This is a genomic window from Christensenella tenuis, from assembly GCF_014287795.1.
In the GTDB taxonomy this organism is placed as follows: domain Bacteria; phylum Bacillota; class Clostridia; order Christensenellales; family Christensenellaceae; genus Christensenella; species Christensenella tenuis.
This window is the reverse complement of sequence record NZ_JACOON010000001.1, coordinates 1-16,704: the sequence shown is the minus strand read 5'-3', so window position 1 is coordinate 16,704 and position 16,704 is coordinate 1. Positions and strand designations below refer to the sequence as shown.

Below are 16,704 nucleotides of genomic sequence, written 5' to 3'. Positions count from 1 at the left end.
GCTCTTTAAGTAATCATGACTGCATATTCATAAATTCTGCTTGCAAATTCTGTCAGGTTGTTCAGCATCATCCCTCCAAAAATCAACAGTGCCACTAAGATTCCGATGATCTTAGGGACAAATGTCAGAGTCTGTTCGTTAATTTGTGTTGCGGCTTGGAAAATCGATATGATGATACCGATTATCAAGCCGATTAGTATCGGAGGCAAAGCAACTGTTAAAATCGTACTAATTGCATCCTGCATTACAGTAATGATCGTTGCCTGATCGATTTTGACCACTCCCTCGCTGTATAGTATTGAAAACTGTTATATTCCCGGCTATGTGAACGTATTGAAGGTTGCCAAAAGCGTTTGCATCGTCAGCGTCCACCCGTCAACCAAAATAAATAATAATACTTTGAATGGCAGCGAGATCACAATCGGCGGCAGCATCATCATACCCATAGCCATAAGCGTGCTGGATACCACCATATCAATCACAATAAATGGGATATATATAAAGAAGCCAATCATAAACCCCCGCTTGAGCTCGCTTGTAATAAATGCGGGCATAATTGTTGTAATTGGCACCTCATCAATAGACTCGGCATCCGTTACATTGGAAAATTCCATGAACATATTCAGGTCTTCTTTATAGGTCTGCATCAACATAAATTCACGGATCGGCTCTTCTGCCGCATCGGCCGCTTCTTCAAATGTAATCTCCTGAGCGATATAGGGATCGATCGCTTCTGTTTTAATCTGCCCGAACACTGGAGACATAATGAAAAATGTTAAAAACAGCGCCAATCCAATCATGACCTGATTTGGAGGCATCTGCTGCAGCCCCAGTGCATTCCGCGTGAACGACAAAACGATTACAATTCTTGTAAATCCTGTAAACATCAACAAAATTGATGGCGCGATTGCAAGAATTGTAAGAAGACCTACGATCTGCAAGCTGGTTGACCGGCTCCCAACCAGTTGAGCAATAGGGCCGCCTCCTGAGTCAACCGTATCCCCTTCTTCTGTTTGTGCAGCGGAACATCCGGAAAAAACAATCAATACCGCCAACAAAACGACAATTAAAATAACCAGTTTTGCTGCTGCTTTTTTCTTCAATCTCATATACTCCTTAATGATATCTGGATGCCGTTTCTTTATTTTTTCTCATTTTCCTGTTCCTCTAGCTTCTGTCTTAGCTCCGTATCGAAGGATGCCGTTTCTTTATTTTTTCTCATGCTTTTCGGCAAATAGCTCTGCAAAACAATTTTCATACACTTTTTAAATCGTTCCGTAAACGTTCCTTGTCTTGTATCCTCTCCGCATTCCCCGGGCTGTTGCTGTTCATCTGCCGGTTCGTCCGGCGATGGTTCAGCGGTTTCATCAGCCGCTGTTTCCTTAACAACATCAACCGCTATATCAACGGAATCGATGCATTTTATGTCCTGCGCAGTTGTGCCGATTAAGTAATGCCTGCCTTTGAATTCAACAACCATGATTGTTTTATCCCGGTCAATCGCGATTCTGTCAACAACCGCTACCAAATGTCCAAGTTCGGCATTCTTTTTCCTTGTTCCCCTGCCCGTCGAAGAGGTTGTGCTTCTCATTCCTTTTCGAAGGGATTTCCTAGCAATAAACTTGGTCAGAAAATATGCCGCGATAATAATAAGGACCAGATAGAGGATGATCAACAGCACGTTGGAAACATCGATTCCGGGCGCAAACGCTACTTTACTTTCGTCCACCATTCACCTTACCCGTCTCTGTCTTTATAAGGACATGCGCATGACTTCGTTATAGGCATCCAGTACTTTATTGCGGATCTGGATAACCATATTAAGCGAAAGCTCCGCTTTCGTTCCGTCAATCATGACCTTGGCAATGTCATCTACTTCGCCTGACAGCAATGCCTGAGTTCCCTCTTGCGAAACGGCCTGCAAATTATCTGCCTGTCCGATTGCGTCAGACAACATATTCTGGAAGCTGACATTACCTGTTTCCGCTTCATTAGCGGTTTTAACAGGTACTTTATTTGCCTGATAAATTTCAGATGGTGATATAATTGATGTAATATTACTCATTTTTCATTGTTCCTCCGGTTACTTTCCAATTTCAAGGGCATTCATCGCCATACTTTTCGTAGAATTCAAAACCGTGATATTTGCCTCATAAGAACGCGTCGCAGACATCATATCTACCATTTCCCGCGCCAGGTCTACATTTGGCATACGCACATACCCAAACTCATCGGCGTCCGGATGTGTCGGATTATAATCCAACTTGAATGCAGAAGGATCTTCCAATATTTCTGTTACACGCACTCCGCTTCCGGCATTTCCGGCCAAGGATTGGTTGAGCTGTTCGGAAAAAGATGCCTTTTCTTTTTCCTGAAAAATTACATATCTGCGCCGGTAGGGTTCTCCCTCCGCTGTCCTTGTCGTATTGATGTTTGCTACATTTTCTGCGACTACATCCATTCTGAGCCGCTGGGCTGTCAGGGCCGAACCTGAAATATCGAGTGAAGATAAAAAAGCCATATGTTTCCCTCCTTACTGTCCTTTGATCGCCATACGCAATTGGGTAAATTGACCATTGATTTTCCGCATCAAAGTATTGTAGTAAATCACATTTTTTGCAAAATCGGTCATTTCTTGATCGATATCCACATTATTTCCATCCATCCTATATGTTGTGTCTGCTTTGGGAACAACGACCCCCTGCACTCCATCCGCGTCACCCGTCCCGCCGATGGGCATATGGGTTTCGCGGGTCTGTTTAAATTGAAAGTCATCGTCGCCAAGCGCTTGTTTATATAGTTCCTCAAATTCTACTCCGGAAGCTTTAAAGTCCGGAGTATCATTATTTGCTACATTGTTTAAAATCGTTTCATTCCTGAGCCAAGAGGCCGCAATACCGTTTTCCAGTCCTTTTAAGCTATCGAACATTCCCATTTATATCGCCTCCTTAAAACTGCAATGCACTTTTTGCTTATTGTTCAAAATCCCCCGGCATCTGGAATGATGAACGTTCCAGAAGGTGATCTATTACCGATACCAAGTGTCCAATTTCCGGCTTTGAAAGCTGCTCATCCGCGCCAATTTCCTTCCCTTTGATCCGCATCTCGTCGTTGATCAGCGATGAGAAAATAATAACCGGGATCGTCTTTAAAAACTGATCGGTTTTTGTTAATTTAGTCAGGTGATGACCATCCATCTGCGGCATCTCAATATCCGTAATCATACAGGCCACCTTTTCCCTGATGGGAATATTTTGTTCTTCGCATTCTTTCTTCACAGACGTTAAATAGTCCCATGCTTCTTTCCCGTTATCTTTTTTCTCAGTATTTGTATAGCCTGCTTTATGCAGCGCTTCCAATATCATCGATGAAAGCAGCATCGAATCTTCTACAATCAATATTGGCCTTTCATCCCGCGGGCGTTCCCCCAGTTCATCAATTTCAGATAATTGAATCCCCGTCTCGGGAGCAATGTCCGCAACAATCTTTTCAAAATCCAGTATGGTAATCAAGCGATTCTCAAACTCTGCCAGTCCGGTAACAATCCCTTCTTGTCCGCCGTAAATCGTTTTGTCCGGCTTTTGGATCGCCTGCCACGAAATCCGGTCGATTCCTTCCACCGTATCAACCCGAAAAGCGATATGCATATTGTTAAAATTAGCTACTATGAATAAATCTTTAGAACTTTCGTGTTCGCTTTCCATGTTCAGATACTGCGGCAAATTAATGACGGTAATTAGAGTATTGCGCGGTTTAAATACGCCTTCAATTGCCGGATGAACATGCGGCATGGGTTTTACTTCCGCCGAATTCATAATCTCCCGGATTTTTGCGACATTAATTCCAAATGTATTATTTGAAATGGTAAATTCCATAATTTCGATTTCATTTGTTCCTGTTTCCAAAAGGATATCTTGTTTATTCTCCCGGCTCATTTTCTTCTCCTTACTCTACTCATCTATTTGCATAACAGCTAAAATTATTATCCATTTTTGCTTTTCAGGTAGGTCCCAAACGCACCGTCTTCGCGCTTTATATGGTTTAACAGCCACATGCCTACTTTCGAATTCAGTTTGCCCACAAGCCCTATGGAAGCGCCGTCAGTACGATATTCTTTAATCAGCTCATTCACCGTCAGCTTGAAATTCTCATGATAATTTTTATGTTTTATCCTCTCCGGATAATTGTATTGCGCGTGCATTTTCTCTTCGTCTCCAAAATGCTTTGCAATGTAATTATTGAGAAAATGAAGCATTTTTTCGATTTCCTGCCGGCCCGTTCCTTTTGCGCAGGCGTCAGCCAACCGGTTCATCGCGTCGAATATTTCCCTGTGCTGTGAATCAATTACAGCGATCCCCGTTTCCAAATCTTTTGTAAAAACATATGCCATATCTTTTCCCTCCGATCATGCCTGTGATTTTTCACTCATTGCTGACAGGTTTTCCCATGTTTCATTCATCATGTCTACGCATTCAAAATATTTCTGCGAGATAATGTTAACAGGTATTCCCAATTCTTCAGCATTGTTTGACATACCGATCCAGTTGCCTTGTTCATAGTACAAGACAAGGCTGTATAAAAGTCCTGCCCTGCCTTCCTGTTTCAACAAAGCGTCTATGATATATTCTGATATACTCAATTCTTTCAGTGCTTCCGCAAGCGGAACATCAAGAAGGGAACCCAGCGTTGAGAACATTCCCATGAGGTATGCTTCTGATTTTGAAATCGGCATATCCTTTGCAAGCGGTAAGAGCTCAGCGCAAAAGTTTGCTCTCATAAACGATATTTTTATAAATTCTGACGGAAGTTCGCTGTCCGGCTGAAAACTAAGTAAATAAATCCATTGACGCAGCTGCCCCAGGCCCAAAATCACCAGCGCCTGCTGAACCGATTCTACTTTATTGCGCAAGGCAAAATAAGAAGAATTTACCAGTTTCAAAAGCGCATATGTCAATGTAACATCGCGCGAAATCAAATTCTCGATTTCATTGAAGTCAACTTCATCCTTTGTGATTGCTATCATTAATTGGAAAAAGTTGCTTTGAAGATGCTGCATCCGATGTACTTTTTCCGGAAGAATCGTGCCAATATAGCTGCCCTGCATATATTGAACGCCTATTTTTTTTGCAAGATCATACGTTTCTATATCCTCGATATTATAAGCTACAATTTCTTTTCCCAGTCCCTTCGCTATTTCAGCTACACTTTCTTTCGGAACGGTCTTCCGTTTGAAATTCAGCTTGATTATGTCAATGCTGTCCAGTGCAGAAAGGTATCTGCCGTTGAACTCAAAACCTTTCAATGCAATTTTATAATTCTGCTTGCGGTACTTCTGGATCAACTTCATCGCAAGCGGGTTCAGCAATACGTCCTCTTCAATCTGGATGACAAGTTTCTCAGCATCAAATATTTGCGGCACATTACGAAACAGCAGGCCTGGCGTGAAATTAATGTAAGCGGTTTTTCCTTCCAAAAATCCGTCGTCTTTAAACTGCATCAGAAGGGTTTCGATTGCATTCGCCGCAGCAGAGTCTTCCACAAGATTATTTCCACCTTCTTCTACATATAAAATCTCATATGCGCACAGGTCATTCTTCGCATCATGTATGGGCTGCTTAACGATATAAGATTGTGTTTGCATTATTGGTCACTCCCTTTCCATTCAAACTTCCGTTTCCAGTCCCGCATATCGCAGAACACGGTCTACATAATCCCTTACCGATTGGGGAATTGTCAGGTATTCGGCACTGGAACTGCTCGTAACATTCCTCTTTGCAATATTTCCCGGCCCGGTATTATAGGCAGCCAACGCAAGCTTCAGATCGCCATTATAGGTTTTTAAATGCCTGGCGATCTCGTCAACGCCGCAGAATATATTTTGCCGCGGATCAAACGGATCCGTAACTCCATATTCTTCAGCATTTTCCGGCATAATCTGGATCAACCCCATTGCTCCCGCACTCGAAACACAATCCGGGTTGTAGTCGGATTCAGCTTTGATAACCCCCATAATTACATTCACTGGAATCCCATAGGCTTCCGATGCATCTTCAATAATATCCATATAGGGCGCAGCTTTTTCCAACATGCCATCGCCAGTATCAACCGCCGCTGTATATTGTCCGCTGCTTCCATAGGCATTCAGTACCTCCGGCATTCCGCATTTGCTGCAATACCGGCCTGTTGATGCAATATTCCCTGAAGATAAATACTCGCTGCCAAGGGTTCCCGCTGCAGCCGCCGTTGACGATTCCGCATTATTATCCTGATTCAGCGTTTGATTTAAAATTGATTGGAATGCAGCGTTTTTCGATGAAGCTATGCTGTCAATCCTTGTCTGTATTTCCGCTACGCGCGCTTGTACGCTTTCTATTCCCACGTATATCTTCCCCTTTACCGCTTTTTCCTGTAAATCGACGGTTGCACATACTCAAAATTTGTATGGTGTTTAAGCAAGGTCTCCGACAGTCCTATGAACAAATACCCTCCGGGCATAAGCGCATCATAAAACCGCTGCGTTAATTTATTGATTGTATTGGCATCAAAATATATCATTACATTCCTGCAAAATATAATATGAAACTTCCTTTTAAACCGGAAAACAGGTTCCATTAAGTTAAATTTGCGGAAAATAATTTCCTGCTTAATTTTAGGTTTTACTTCAAATTCATCTCCGCCAAGATGCTTGAAATATGCTTTTTGCCAATTCGGAGGCATTCTCGTCATGCGGTCGTCATGATAGACCCCTTTTTGTGCAATATTAAGCACTTTATCCGAAATATCCGTCGCCAATATCCGCTTGTCCAAATCCGTTCGCCTTCCCTGGAAATATTCATCCAGAAACATCGCGATCGTATACGGTTCTTCACCGGAAGAGCAGCCCGCGCTCCAAATATTGAGGTTGCCATCCCGAATCGTTGGCAATATCTCATTGAGAGCAACCTTTTTCATAAATTCAATGTGTTGTTCTTCACGGTAAAAATATGTGAAATTTGTCGTCAGCTTTGTTACAACCAAAGACAGGTCTTCCCCTGTCTTATCCTTTTCCAGATGATCAATAAATTCTGTAAAGCTCTTAAAGCCTTTCGCTGATAATGTATTGGAAAGACGGCCCTCAATCAGAGTTTTTTTCTCACTCAGATTGATTCCAAATTTCCCATACATGAAATCTCTTAATCTGCAAAATTCTCTCTCGTTTAAATCCATTGCTCCCGCCTTTAAAGATACATATCGACGAGTAATCCCCGGATATCGTCGATATCATCCAGTAAATCTATATTTTCCTTTTCTTCGTCCAGGAGTTTTCTGGTCATACTGTCCAGTTTTTCATTGACAGTTTTAATCATCGCAAAAATTTTACTCCTGCCGTTTACCCCAATTTTTCCTTCCTTGTGAAAAGCAAACCCATTGCTAACCGTTTCATGGAGCAACTGGGTAATCATCTCCCTATACTTTTGCATCTCGCCCATGTCGGCACGCTCAGCCAGGCGCTTACCCTGAGCCTCAATCGTCCGAACCAATTCGCGTATCTGCTTTTCGTACACGGATTTTGATTCCGCAGTGAGCTTGCTTCTGAAAACGAGCTCTGTTTCAGGGAAATTAACGTTTTCGTCAATATCATTTCTTGATAACGACTCAATGGGCATATTGTTGACATTCTGTATCTTCATGGAATCATTTGCCTATCTCAGTTTATTTAATATAGTGCCTTCCGGTTCATACATCTGCGTATTGCTATATGCGCCCAGCGTTTCCCGGCTTTGCTTATTAGACCTCATTTTCCCTTTATATTGCTCGAGGGCGTCTTCCATCTTTCTCTTGCTTCTCTTTTCTATCTCATCAATTTGTTTCAGAAGCTCGTGGCACAGCCATTCCTGTTTTCTCTCTGCCTCCGTTATTTCACTGTCTTGAAGCGTATTAAGCAAATCGGTGACTTCGGATATTTGGGGAATAAGTATGCCGCGTTTTTCAACATCCCTTGCCATTTGCGGGTACGCTTCATCGATATTTCCGATCGTATTTAAGCACTCCTCAATATGTTCTGTCAGCGCTAAAAACTCTTGTAAATATGCCGCATTTTGTTTCCACAGCGTAACCCGGTCTTTCATACAAAATCTCCTCATTCTTCGTTTTGCGTATATATATCGCTTTCTGCTTTCACCTTAATCTCGTTCCACGCTTCATACAGCAATGTCATCATCTCTATCACTGGATCAACCCGTTCCATATCTTTGGTGATATTTGCCTGCACAATTTCGTCCAGCATGAACTGGTAAAGTTCCAGCAGGTTTTCCGATATGGATATCGAAAGATTCAAACTGCCAACTAATTCGAGGATAATATCTTCCGCCTTTTGGAAACATTCGGATACTTTATCAAGTTCATTGTTCTCTTTGTGAATTTTCGCTAATTTAAGCTGCTTAATGCAGCCTTCATACAGCATAATAATTAAATCAATCGGGCTGGCCATCGTAATATAATCGCGTTTATACTGGTCCTGCAAATTAGCCGTTGCATAAAAAGCCATACTATCCACCTTCTTTCAAAAGAGCTAAGGAGGCACGCATTTATGAACGCGCCTCCCTCATACCGCGCTTTATTACAACGCAGACAACTGCTGCGCGAGCCACGTGCTTTGTGACTGGTATTGCGACAGGAGCGTTTCCATTTGCGCATACTGGATATACAAGCGCTCCTGTTCCTCATACATTTTCGCAATTAGATCGTTCATCGAATCATTGGTATCATCTATTTGCTGATTTGTATTCTTCAGGTTCTTCCCTTGAATCGTACTTTTGAAATCAGACATCTGGTCGAAAAGCCGCGAAACCAGCCCCGACTCCTGGTACTCCGTCAAATCATCAACGGCGTCTGAGGTTCCCGCCATTACTTTTGCGACAGCATCAGGATCCTTCTGCAACATCTCCCGGAATTTATCTTCATCAAAAGTAATTTGTCCTCCGTATTGCCCTTGGGAATATTTACTGGTATTAAAGCCGATATCATAAGCGGAAAGGCCGCTGCCTTCGACTACTGAAAAGAAATTGGACCGCAGTTTAGACAATAAATTTTTAATTGTATTGTCATTCCTGAGAATTCCTTTTTTTGCTTCAGTCTCCCATTTTTCAATATCCTCTTGAGATAAATCCGCTTTCTCATCCTGGGTTAACGGAGAATAATCGTAATCCATTTCTTCAATGGTAAGCGCATACAGCTCCTGCGTGAGCTTATTATATTCGCTGACGAATTGGGTTACTTTCTCGACAACCTGATCGATGTCCTGTTCAACCGTGAAGGTTGCCGGTCCCAAATTATCCCTGTTATTCTCCGCATCAAAATCCGCCTTCAGGGTGAATTGTATACCGTCCAGCGTGAACGTATTCGAAGACTGTGAAATCGTTTCGCCATCAATCACAATGGTTGCATCGCTTCCACGCGCCTCTCCTTCCGCGACGCCAAAGAAAGAATCCGCGCCGCCAAACGCATTTGCCCCATCCTTGTTTCCAACTGTGACGACCGCATTTCTTCCGGTCTCGCTGCTTGTAAATACAAACGAATCGGTGATTTGGCTATACGTCAGTTTTGCCTTTGCATCTTCATTACTGTTCACCTCGTTCATCATTGTCTGCAATGAATCCGTGGTCTTAAAGGAAAAATCCACACCGTTGACCGTAAAGCTGAATTTGCCATCCTTATCCAGCTGAAGGTCAATTCCCATTTTTGCAGCTGCCGTAGCAATCGTATCTGTGCTGCGGTCTATTGTCTGATACTTTGTTGTAGTGTCCTCAATAATTCCTGTAATACCATCTTCACCAAAAAAATTACTGCCGCCAATATTTTTGGTTGTTATTTCCGTTCCGCTTCCAGTCACATCGCTGCGCAGCATAAACCTGTCTTTATCCTGGTCATACGCCATGGTGACTTTCGCATCAGGATCATCATTCACAGCGTCAAGAACGTCTTTTAGCGTAGTGTCCTTGCCAAACCGGAATTCTTTTCCATTGATTGAGAAAGATACGCCTCCATCTGCACCGCCGAGTTTTTTGCCTGTAGCGTCGGCTATTTCGGCTAAAGTCATATTTTCATGAATAAGGCTCTTTGGCGTGATTGAGGTGTCCTTGATTCCAAATGCCCCGTCTTTTCCAAACACATCCGGACCGGCAACATTCTTAAATTCTTATTTCCAGATGGGTAACGAAATCATAAACTAAATTATCGTCAAAATTAAAATCATCCTTTAAATTATCCGATATATAGTACAAATTCTTTTCAAGGTCGCCGCAATAAAGGTAAAAAGGCGCGTCTGGCAGCGCAACAGACTGAAAAAAAGACTCGGCGTCAAAATAGCATTTCTCTATAAATGTGCCGAATGACGTCTGCGGCTTTTCGGCTATGCTCCTTGCCCCATAACTGCGCCGTTTTGTTTCCCGCGGCACGCCTGTCATCGGCTCTTCCTGGCTATAGTAGCTGAATTTATCTTCATACATACATTCATCAGCCGCTTTAAATAGCTGCTCAAAACCCACTTCGCCGCCGTCGGCCCAAGCGCTTCCAATCGATAAGCTTATGTTTTCCGCCCGTATCTTTTTTTTCAATTGGGAAACGGTTTGGTTAAACTCCCGTTCCTCCTTCCCATCCTCGAGAATGATAAATTCATCTCCCCCGACGCGGTAAACCTTTCCCGGAAATAAGCCGGCTAATGTTTGGTATGCCCGCACAATCAGTTTATCTCCGCTGGCATGCCCGAGCATGTCGTTCACTTTTTTTAACCCAATAACGTCGCAATAGATCACGCCCCGGCCCTTCTGCCGTTTGTCCTCTTTTTTAAGGTGCGCGTTCAGTGCATTGCGGTTGAGCGCCCCCGTCAATTGATCGTGAAAGCTGAGATATTCCAAATTTTCTACCAAATTACGCCGCTGTATAATCGAAACAATAAAATGAGACATCATCCGTCCAACAAGCGCAATATTTTTCGCCTTTTTGTCCGGCGGGTCATCGACGCGCAGGAATCCGCTGATTTCGCCATTATACAGCAGGGGAATGAACACCATGCAGCTCACCCCTTCCGGAGCTAAATAGCTGTAAAATTCCGGCATCTTTCGCTTTATGATTTCCATATCCTTCAGGATCACCGGCTCATTGTGCACAAATTTTCGTTTCCATTCCTTTATATATTCCAGAAAGTCTATTTGAAACGGAGCCTTGACCGGGCATATTCCATTTTCAAAATCCCAGCAATAAGTATGATAGAGCCAGTTGTTGTTTCGGATTTCATAGATAGATGCGCTTTTGCATCCCTTATATTGTCCCATATATTGAAGCATAAAATTCATGGATTCATTTGGTGTGGAAGCAGAATGCGTCATTGTCAGGCAGGAATTGATAAAAACTTCATCCCGGATCATTTCATTTACGCTTCTGTTCTCCTGCTCGTTTAATGTTAAATCTATCGCGATCTCAATTCGGATTTTTCTGCCTTCATAACAATACATGGTATCTTTTAATTTAAAAGAGCGCTTTAAGTAGGGATTATGGTATACCCACTCGTAAAATTCCCCCACTTTCAGCTTCGGATTTGTGCAAAAATAACAAGGCAAAGAAAACCTGCTGATAAGGCTATAGCATTTCTGCTTCTTATATTCTTCTTCCGTTATTTGGAAACTGTCACGCGCTGCTTTATTCATATAAATGATATCGTAAGTTTCCATGTCGGAAGCATAAACGATTTCATTGAAGTTTTCAAACATCTCCCATGGTGCGCGCTCATTCATTTCTCCATTCCCCCCCTCCATCAAGTACAGCAATCATATTTATGTATGAAGGAAACACCGTTCTTTTCACTTGTGCTTGTATATCAATAAAATGCCTTTTATTGATATATCGTATAGAACAATAAAAAATTTAATTATAAATATTTCACTGGCCAAAACATTCAAAAACACCCTTCCTTTATGAGGGAAGGGTATTTTCCAAGGGCAAATTTCACTTTATTTTGGTATTTCTCCATTCCCTGCTGTTTCTTCTTTGGACGCTTCCTCCTGTTCTTCGTCAGCCGGTTTCCATGCCTCTCCGAACTCCGTATCGCGGAATAACGCGGCAAGCCCCGTGATTTGTTTCAGCCTTAAAATCTCATCCTTCTCCATGCCCAAATGTTTTGAAATCCACGCGTCGGATCGTCCTATTTCATGCAGTTCCCGGATGATATTGCTCATCAGGTCCACATCGTGGCTTCCTCTCGCCCGGTTATGCCGGATGGTGCTCGCCATTCGTTTGGAAAGCGGTTTATCGATGACGGAAACGGGAAGTATTCCGTTTTCGCGCTCATAGATATCCGGATAATTCAGCATAATCTGGTAGCGGTGGAAGCCGTCTACAATAACGTAAACATCCCTGCTTTTTGCATAGTAGCATACGATCGGCATCGTATAACCGTCTTCCTTTATGCTGTCATATAGAAGCTTCATTTCCGGCGGCGCTACTTTGTTGGGATTGTATGTATTTGCAACTACTTTTTCAACCGGTACTCCAATCACATGATATACCGGGCTTTTAAATGATTTACCGCTCATCTCTCCTACTCCTGTTGTCGCTCTGTTTCCACACTGGAATGTGCTTTTTAGATTCTTTTCACTGGAGTTCGAAGGCTGTGTCAGCCGTTCTGTTCATTGATAAAGTCCAAATACCGTTTTCGAATCGTTTCAATCCTCCGTTGTTCCGTCCGGGAAAGGCCAAATCCCATAAACCGGCACATATGGTCGTTTTTCAAAATGCAAAAACACATTCTTTTCCAGCTTGGAATGTCTTTCGTGCTTTTGATATTGTCCGTGTTGTCCGGTATCTTTCCCCGGAAGACAACCCGCGTCTTTTTGTCCAGCGTATAATTTGAAACGCCGTTTCTCCTGATGTCATATCCATGTTCCAGCAGTTCCTGGATCGTTTGTTCAGATAGTCCTCCGCCTGTTTTGTGCCAAAATTCAATGGATGTTTTAAATTTTTCAATATATTGTTTGCGCAATTTCCTCGGGAGTGTTGCCAGCAAAAATTGCGTGTAGGATTTCCACGTATGCCCTTGCGGCAAAGTAATATTCCTGTATCCCATGGCTTTGGTTCTTCCATAGATGGCCCCAAAATTCGCTCCGCGCACCCGCCCTACCAGTTTTGTCCATATTTCCGGGTCAATCACACGGTAAAGGTTCAGGCTGTCTTTGGAATAATCGTTGAACGGCGATGCGACGCGCATCTGCTCGGGCGTCAGCCCCGCTTTATAGTACAAATCGTAAAGTTTGTTGTAATCGTAATTAAATTTATAATTGGCAGCCCACACATCACTCACAGACCAGTCGTAAAGGGGCGACGCGCACCATACGTCCTTGAATTGCTTTGAAATCCAGCATTCCCCTTTATAGCCATATTTCTTGTTCAAAAATCCGCTGTATCTTTGCAGGGATTCATCCGCGCGCATTCCAAGCAGGCACACGGTTTTCCCGTTTCCGTGTTCTTCTTTATAAAAGCGCCCAAACTGTTTTGCAAGGTCTTCCTGATGCATACGGTAGCGGTAATGATGAAACGGCCTGCCCAGATGAATGACAAAATCATGCTTGGGCATTGGACGTACCCAGCTTTCCTGCCTTTTGTCATCCCACGGATACCAGAACATTTCATAACTGCTGAGCGCCGTCCGGGTTGCCATGGGCAGGCACACCCAATACAGCTCCGCCTCGCCCTGGCGCTGTTGGAACGTTCTTTCTACATACTCGGTTGTCAGGCTGTATTGCGCCTCGAAATCCTGGTGGAAAATCCCTACCGTTCGTTTAGGATAATTCGCTTTCTTGAAATCCATCAGCAAGTTCAGAAGAACTCCGCTGTCTTTTCCTCCGCTGAACGATACATAGATATGATCGAATTCCCGGAACAGGTATTCAAACCGTTCCTGTAAGGCGTCGTATACATTAAGCCCCTGATACTCTTTCTTCATCACGGATCTTTTGCCCCGGCAATTTTCATTAAAAATATTATAGCATAAATAGCCGGGATGTAAACTCATCTGTGCATATTTCGCCGTGCCTGCACGGCTTTTCTGCCGAAGCGCAGGCACGCTTCTATAGATTGTTTTTGCCGCGTTGAGCTATGGACCGCCGCCGCGCGGAAGCGGCGGCGCAGGGGAACCATTCCCGGAAAATGGCAAAGAAAAAGCGCGGACAATCCGCGCTTTTTCCATAAATAAGTTCCGTAGGCAAGAGAACTTATCTCAGCAGTGTCAGAACATTCTGCGGCAGTGCGTTTGCCTGCGCCAGCATTGCCGTCGCCGCCTGCGACAGGATGTTGTTCTTTGTGAACGTCGTCATTTCCGACGCCATATCTACGTCGCGGATACGGCTTTCCGCCGCGCTCAGGTTCTCCGAAGATACCTTCAGGTTGGCAATCTTGTGGTCCAGCCTGTTCTGCATCGCGCCCAGCGTTGCCCTCTGGTCGGACACCTTGTTGATCGCGTCGCGTACCGCTGTGATCGCCGCGCCCGCACTGTCCTGCGTCTCGAGATTCTGGTCGTCCAGCTTCAGGCCTGCCGTGTTCATCGAATCGATGGATACCGCAAGCTGTTCGCCTTCAAGAGCACCAACCTGGATGCGGATTGCGTTGAAGGAATCCTCATCTTCCGCTGCCGGATCAAACCCGACTTCTACCGTCGTTCCATCGATGATCAGCGCATTGCCTTTTGCTGCGATGCCAAGCGCATTACCGTCAGCATCCACAAGGCCATTCGCAATGTCGGATACCTTATCGCCTGCCTGATAGGTATACGTATATTCCGTTCCGCCTACCGTCAGCTTAACCGTATCCCCGGCCTTCATCTTCACAGTATCGAATTCGATCGTATGCGTGCTGTTTGCTCCGTCCGCCATTGCATAGGTTACTTTGGTCTCCCCCGTGCCTGCTACGGCCTGCGTTACCGTAAAGCCGTCCGCTGTATCGGCAATGGTAAGGCCAGTCGGTGCATCCGCCGCTGCCAAAAGCGCGCCCAGATCATCCGTACCGTCGCCTTTCCATGTAATGGCCGTATTGCCGTCCGCCGCTTCAGCGCCGTCCGCAACCAGTTCATACGTTTTGTCGCCGATTTTAATCGTATCGCCGATATTCAGTTTGCTCTGGTCTACTGTCGCCGTCTCTACACCCTGTACTGCATCTTTCTTCTGTACCGCATCTTGGATGGCGGCAACGGTGCCCGTCGCTCCGCCGGTAGCGGTCGCTGTGATCGCATCAGGCAGGTCTACATCGCCTGTAGGCTGTGCATCTGTCGTAAAGGTAAGTTTGCTGGTATTGTCAGACGCAATGGTAAACGTCTGTCCGCCGATTTCCACAGTTTTTCCATCGAACAGGTCCACATAATCTGCCACAGTGTTCACAGCCGCGCCGGTAGCAGGGTCACTCGTGATCGTATAGTCTTTTCCGTCAATTTTCAGCGTCAGGGTCGCCGTAGCGTCTTCCGCTACATTGATTGTACCAGCCACAGTAACTTCAAAAGAACCCTGCTGCGCCGCCACCTGAGCCTGGCCCTGAGCGGTGACCTTGGAAGATACTGCCGAACCCGTAACATCCTCTGTCACGGTTGTCATGTTGATGCCTGCCGTCGCTGCGCTGCGCTCCGGACCCGAATAGGAAAGGGAGCCGTCCAGAACCTTCATGTTGTTAAACGTCGTCTGTTCCGCAATGTCGTTGATTTCGCGCTTCAGCTGGTCAAATTCCTTTGCCAGCGCGCTACGGTCGAGGTCTTCGTTCGTTCCCGTCGCCGCCTGTACCGCAAGCTCGTTCATTCTCTGCAGCATGGAGTGCGTTTCCTGCAATGCGCCTTCCGCCGTCTGCACCAGCGAAATAGCGTCCTGCGAGTTCTTCGTCGCCATGTTCAGGCCGCGGATCTGGCTGCGCATTTTCTCGGAAATGGCAAGGCCTGCCGCGTCGTCGCCCGCACGGTTGATGCGGTAGCCGGACGAAAGTTTTTCCGCGCTCTTGGATACGTTGTCGTTGTTGATGGTGTACTGGCGGTGTGTGTTCATCGCCATAATGTTGTTTTGAATTCTCATAATAAATACCTCCTGTATTGTTCGATATACCCTCCGGGGCGGAATTCGGTACCCCGGCGGCATCAGGTTCCATAGTCGCTTTCTTAGCGGGAACCCTTATGAAGCTTTGTGCGTTTTGACAGTGCCCTTTCGTTCCCGGAGTGACGTCCCCCCGGGAAACGAAAGAGTGTCAAAGATGGCACTTGTTATGCTTCTGTATAATAGTATCGGACGTTTTTTCGTTTTATTTAGCGGTTTTTTAAAAAATATGGATATTTTTTTATTTTCACTGCAGGCGGCGCTTGTGAAGGCCCGGCAGGTTTTGAAACCCCGCCTGAAAAACACCAGGCAGGATGGACTGCCTGCCTTTGGGTGTTCCAGCCAATTTGCGAAAAATTCCTGACAGTACCGGCAGCACCGGTCATCCGGTATATTCTCATTCGGCGGCGCGGGCTAAATCCTGTCTCCCGCCATTTTCCTCGCCGGGATCCGCCGCAAAAGCGGCAGTATGGTTATCTTTTAGCTAAAGCATACGTTTCGGGAAAAATTAAATGTTCGATAGAATCGTGTTTGCGGCATACTTTGGTGCCGTTTTTTTGTGCTTTTGCATCTTCCTGTAGAGCGTGCTGGGCGGCATTCCCGTTTCTGC

Annotated in this window: 19 protein-coding genes; all 19 read right to left on the bottom strand. The window is 44.8% G+C overall.

Annotation, left to right across the window (positions count from 1 at the left end; translation table 11 throughout):
- Window positions 1–5: 5 nt before the first annotated feature.
- Window positions 6–281 (bottom strand): flagellar biosynthesis protein FliQ, encoded by a 276-nt coding sequence (gene fliQ / locus H8S18_RS00100; RefSeq protein WP_330598624.1) that lies wholly within the window; start codon window positions 279–281, stop codon window positions 6–8.
- A 39-nt stretch (window positions 282–320) separates the two neighbouring features.
- Complete coding sequence (gene fliP / locus H8S18_RS00095) at window positions 321–1,109, bottom strand: flagellar type III secretion system pore protein FliP (protein ID WP_186856293.1); 789 nt, start codon at window positions 1,107–1,109, stop codon at window positions 321–323.
- Window positions 1,110–1,141: 32 nt separating this feature from the next.
- On the bottom strand, window positions 1,142–1,732 hold the full coding sequence (locus H8S18_RS00090; protein ID WP_186856292.1) for a flagellar biosynthetic protein FliO: 591 nt from the start codon (window positions 1,730–1,732) through the stop codon (window positions 1,142–1,144).
- 21 nt (window positions 1,733–1,753) lie between these two features.
- Window positions 1,754–2,065 (bottom strand): flagellar hook-basal body complex protein FliE, encoded by a 312-nt coding sequence (gene fliE, locus H8S18_RS00085; RefSeq protein WP_186856291.1) that lies wholly within the window; start codon window positions 2,063–2,065, stop codon window positions 1,754–1,756.
- Window positions 2,066–2,083: 18 nt separating this feature from the next.
- Entirely contained in the window at window positions 2,084–2,521 is a 438-nt protein-coding gene (flgC, locus tag H8S18_RS00080; protein ID WP_186856290.1) for a flagellar basal body rod protein FlgC, read from the bottom strand.
- A 12-nt stretch (window positions 2,522–2,533) separates the two neighbouring features.
- Complete coding sequence (gene flgB, locus H8S18_RS00075) at window positions 2,534–2,935, bottom strand: flagellar basal body rod protein FlgB (RefSeq protein ID WP_186856289.1); 402 nt, start codon at window positions 2,933–2,935, stop codon at window positions 2,534–2,536.
- A 37-nt stretch (window positions 2,936–2,972) separates the two neighbouring features.
- Window positions 2,973–3,935 (bottom strand): chemotaxis protein, encoded by a 963-nt coding sequence (locus tag H8S18_RS00070; protein WP_186856288.1) that lies wholly within the window; start codon window positions 3,933–3,935, stop codon window positions 2,973–2,975.
- Between the two features lie 47 nt (window positions 3,936–3,982).
- Complete coding sequence (locus H8S18_RS00065) at window positions 3,983–4,390, bottom strand: bacteriohemerythrin (protein WP_186856287.1); 408 nt, start codon at window positions 4,388–4,390, stop codon at window positions 3,983–3,985.
- A gap of 15 nt (window positions 4,391–4,405) precedes the next feature.
- On the bottom strand, window positions 4,406–5,641 hold the full coding sequence (locus H8S18_RS00060; protein WP_186856286.1) for an EAL and HDOD domain-containing protein: 1,236 nt from the start codon (window positions 5,639–5,641) through the stop codon (window positions 4,406–4,408).
- Between the two features lie 21 nt (window positions 5,642–5,662).
- A complete protein-coding gene (locus H8S18_RS14900) occupies window positions 5,663–6,379 on the bottom strand; it encodes a lytic transglycosylase domain-containing protein (RefSeq protein WP_186856285.1) in 717 nt (238 codons plus the stop codon).
- 14 nt (window positions 6,380–6,393) lie between these two features.
- Window positions 6,394–7,206 (bottom strand): CheR family methyltransferase, encoded by an 813-nt coding sequence (locus tag H8S18_RS00050; RefSeq protein ID WP_186856284.1) that lies wholly within the window; start codon window positions 7,204–7,206, stop codon window positions 6,394–6,396.
- Window positions 7,207–7,217: 11 nt separating this feature from the next.
- On the bottom strand, window positions 7,218–7,670 hold the full coding sequence (locus tag H8S18_RS00045; RefSeq protein ID WP_186856283.1) for a YaaR family protein: 453 nt from the start codon (window positions 7,668–7,670) through the stop codon (window positions 7,218–7,220).
- Between the two features lie 12 nt (window positions 7,671–7,682).
- Window positions 7,683–8,108, bottom strand: a complete 426-nt coding sequence (locus H8S18_RS00040) for a hypothetical protein (RefSeq protein ID WP_186856282.1) — start codon at window positions 8,106–8,108, stop codon at window positions 7,683–7,685.
- 11 nt (window positions 8,109–8,119) lie between these two features.
- The gene (gene fliS, locus H8S18_RS00035) at window positions 8,120–8,527 is read right to left on the bottom strand and encodes a flagellar export chaperone FliS (protein ID WP_186856281.1); all 408 of its coding nucleotides are present in this window, start codon (window positions 8,525–8,527) and stop codon (window positions 8,120–8,122) included.
- 72 nt (window positions 8,528–8,599) lie between these two features.
- Window positions 8,600–10,150 carry a flagellar filament capping protein FliD gene (fliD, locus tag H8S18_RS00030; protein WP_186856280.1) on the bottom strand — a complete coding sequence of 517 codons (1,551 nt, stop codon included), beginning with the start codon at window positions 10,148–10,150 and terminating at the stop codon, window positions 8,600–8,602.
- A gap of 19 nt (window positions 10,151–10,169) precedes the next feature.
- A complete protein-coding gene (locus H8S18_RS00025; RefSeq protein ID WP_186856279.1) occupies window positions 10,170–11,771 on the bottom strand; it encodes a sensor domain-containing diguanylate cyclase in 1,602 nt (533 codons plus the stop codon).
- A gap of 216 nt (window positions 11,772–11,987) precedes the next feature.
- Window positions 11,988–12,569, bottom strand: coding sequence for an IbrB-like domain-containing protein (locus H8S18_RS00020; protein WP_186856278.1), 582 nt, complete (start codon window positions 12,567–12,569; stop codon window positions 11,988–11,990).
- 80 nt (window positions 12,570–12,649) lie between these two features.
- On the bottom strand, window positions 12,650–13,975 hold the full coding sequence (locus tag H8S18_RS00015; RefSeq protein WP_186856277.1) for a phosphoadenosine phosphosulfate reductase: 1,326 nt from the start codon (window positions 13,973–13,975) through the stop codon (window positions 12,650–12,652).
- A 268-nt stretch (window positions 13,976–14,243) separates the two neighbouring features.
- Window positions 14,244–16,076, bottom strand: a complete 1,833-nt coding sequence (locus H8S18_RS14755; RefSeq protein WP_279288420.1) for a flagellin N-terminal helical domain-containing protein — start codon at window positions 16,074–16,076, stop codon at window positions 14,244–14,246.
- Window positions 16,077–16,704 lie beyond the last annotated feature (628 nt).

Excerpts from the sequence above, each read along its gene's own strand:
- fliP (WP_186856293.1), bottom strand. The coding sequence starts at position 1,109 with ATGAGATTGAAGAAAAAAGCAGCAGCAAAACTGGTTATTTTAATTGTC.
- H8S18_RS00090 (WP_186856292.1), bottom strand. The coding sequence starts at position 1,732 with ATGGTGGACGAAAGTAAAGTAGCGTTTGCGCCCGGAATCGATGTTTCC.
- fliE (WP_186856291.1), bottom strand. The coding sequence starts at position 2,065 with ATGAGTAATATTACATCAATTATATCACCATCTGAAATTTATCAGGCA.
- flgC (WP_186856290.1), bottom strand. The coding sequence starts at position 2,521 with ATGGCTTTTTTATCTTCACTCGATATTTCAGGTTCGGCCCTGACAGCC.
- flgB (WP_186856289.1), bottom strand. The coding sequence starts at position 2,935 with ATGGGAATGTTCGATAGCTTAAAAGGACTGGAAAACGGTATTGCGGCC.
- H8S18_RS00070 (WP_186856288.1), bottom strand. The coding sequence starts at position 3,935 with ATGAGCCGGGAGAATAAACAAGATATCCTTTTGGAAACAGGAACAAAT.
- H8S18_RS00065 (WP_186856287.1), bottom strand. The coding sequence starts at position 4,390 with ATGGCATATGTTTTTACAAAAGATTTGGAAACGGGGATCGCTGTAATT.
- H8S18_RS00060 (WP_186856286.1), bottom strand. The coding sequence starts at position 5,641 with ATGCAAACACAATCTTATATCGTTAAGCAGCCCATACATGATGCGAAG.
- H8S18_RS00050 (WP_186856284.1), bottom strand. The coding sequence starts at position 7,206 with ATGGATTTAAACGAGAGAGAATTTTGCAGATTAAGAGATTTCATGTAT.
- H8S18_RS00045 (WP_186856283.1), bottom strand. The coding sequence starts at position 7,670 with ATGAAGATACAGAATGTCAACAATATGCCCATTGAGTCGTTATCAAGA.
- H8S18_RS00040 (WP_186856282.1), bottom strand. The coding sequence starts at position 8,108 with ATGAAAGACCGGGTTACGCTGTGGAAACAAAATGCGGCATATTTACAA.
- fliS (WP_186856281.1), bottom strand. The coding sequence starts at position 8,527 with ATGGCTTTTTATGCAACGGCTAATTTGCAGGACCAGTATAAACGCGAT.
- H8S18_RS00025 (WP_186856279.1), bottom strand. The coding sequence starts at position 11,771 with ATGAATGAGCGCGCACCATGGGAGATGTTTGAAAACTTCAATGAAATC.
- H8S18_RS00020 (WP_186856278.1), bottom strand. The coding sequence starts at position 12,569 with ATGAGCGGTAAATCATTTAAAAGCCCGGTATATCATGTGATTGGAGTA.
- H8S18_RS00015 (WP_186856277.1), bottom strand. The coding sequence starts at position 13,975 with ATGAAGAAAGAGTATCAGGGGCTTAATGTATACGACGCCTTACAGGAA.
- H8S18_RS14755 (WP_279288420.1), bottom strand. The coding sequence starts at position 16,076 with ATGAGAATTCAAAACAACATTATGGCGATGAACACACACCGCCAGTAC.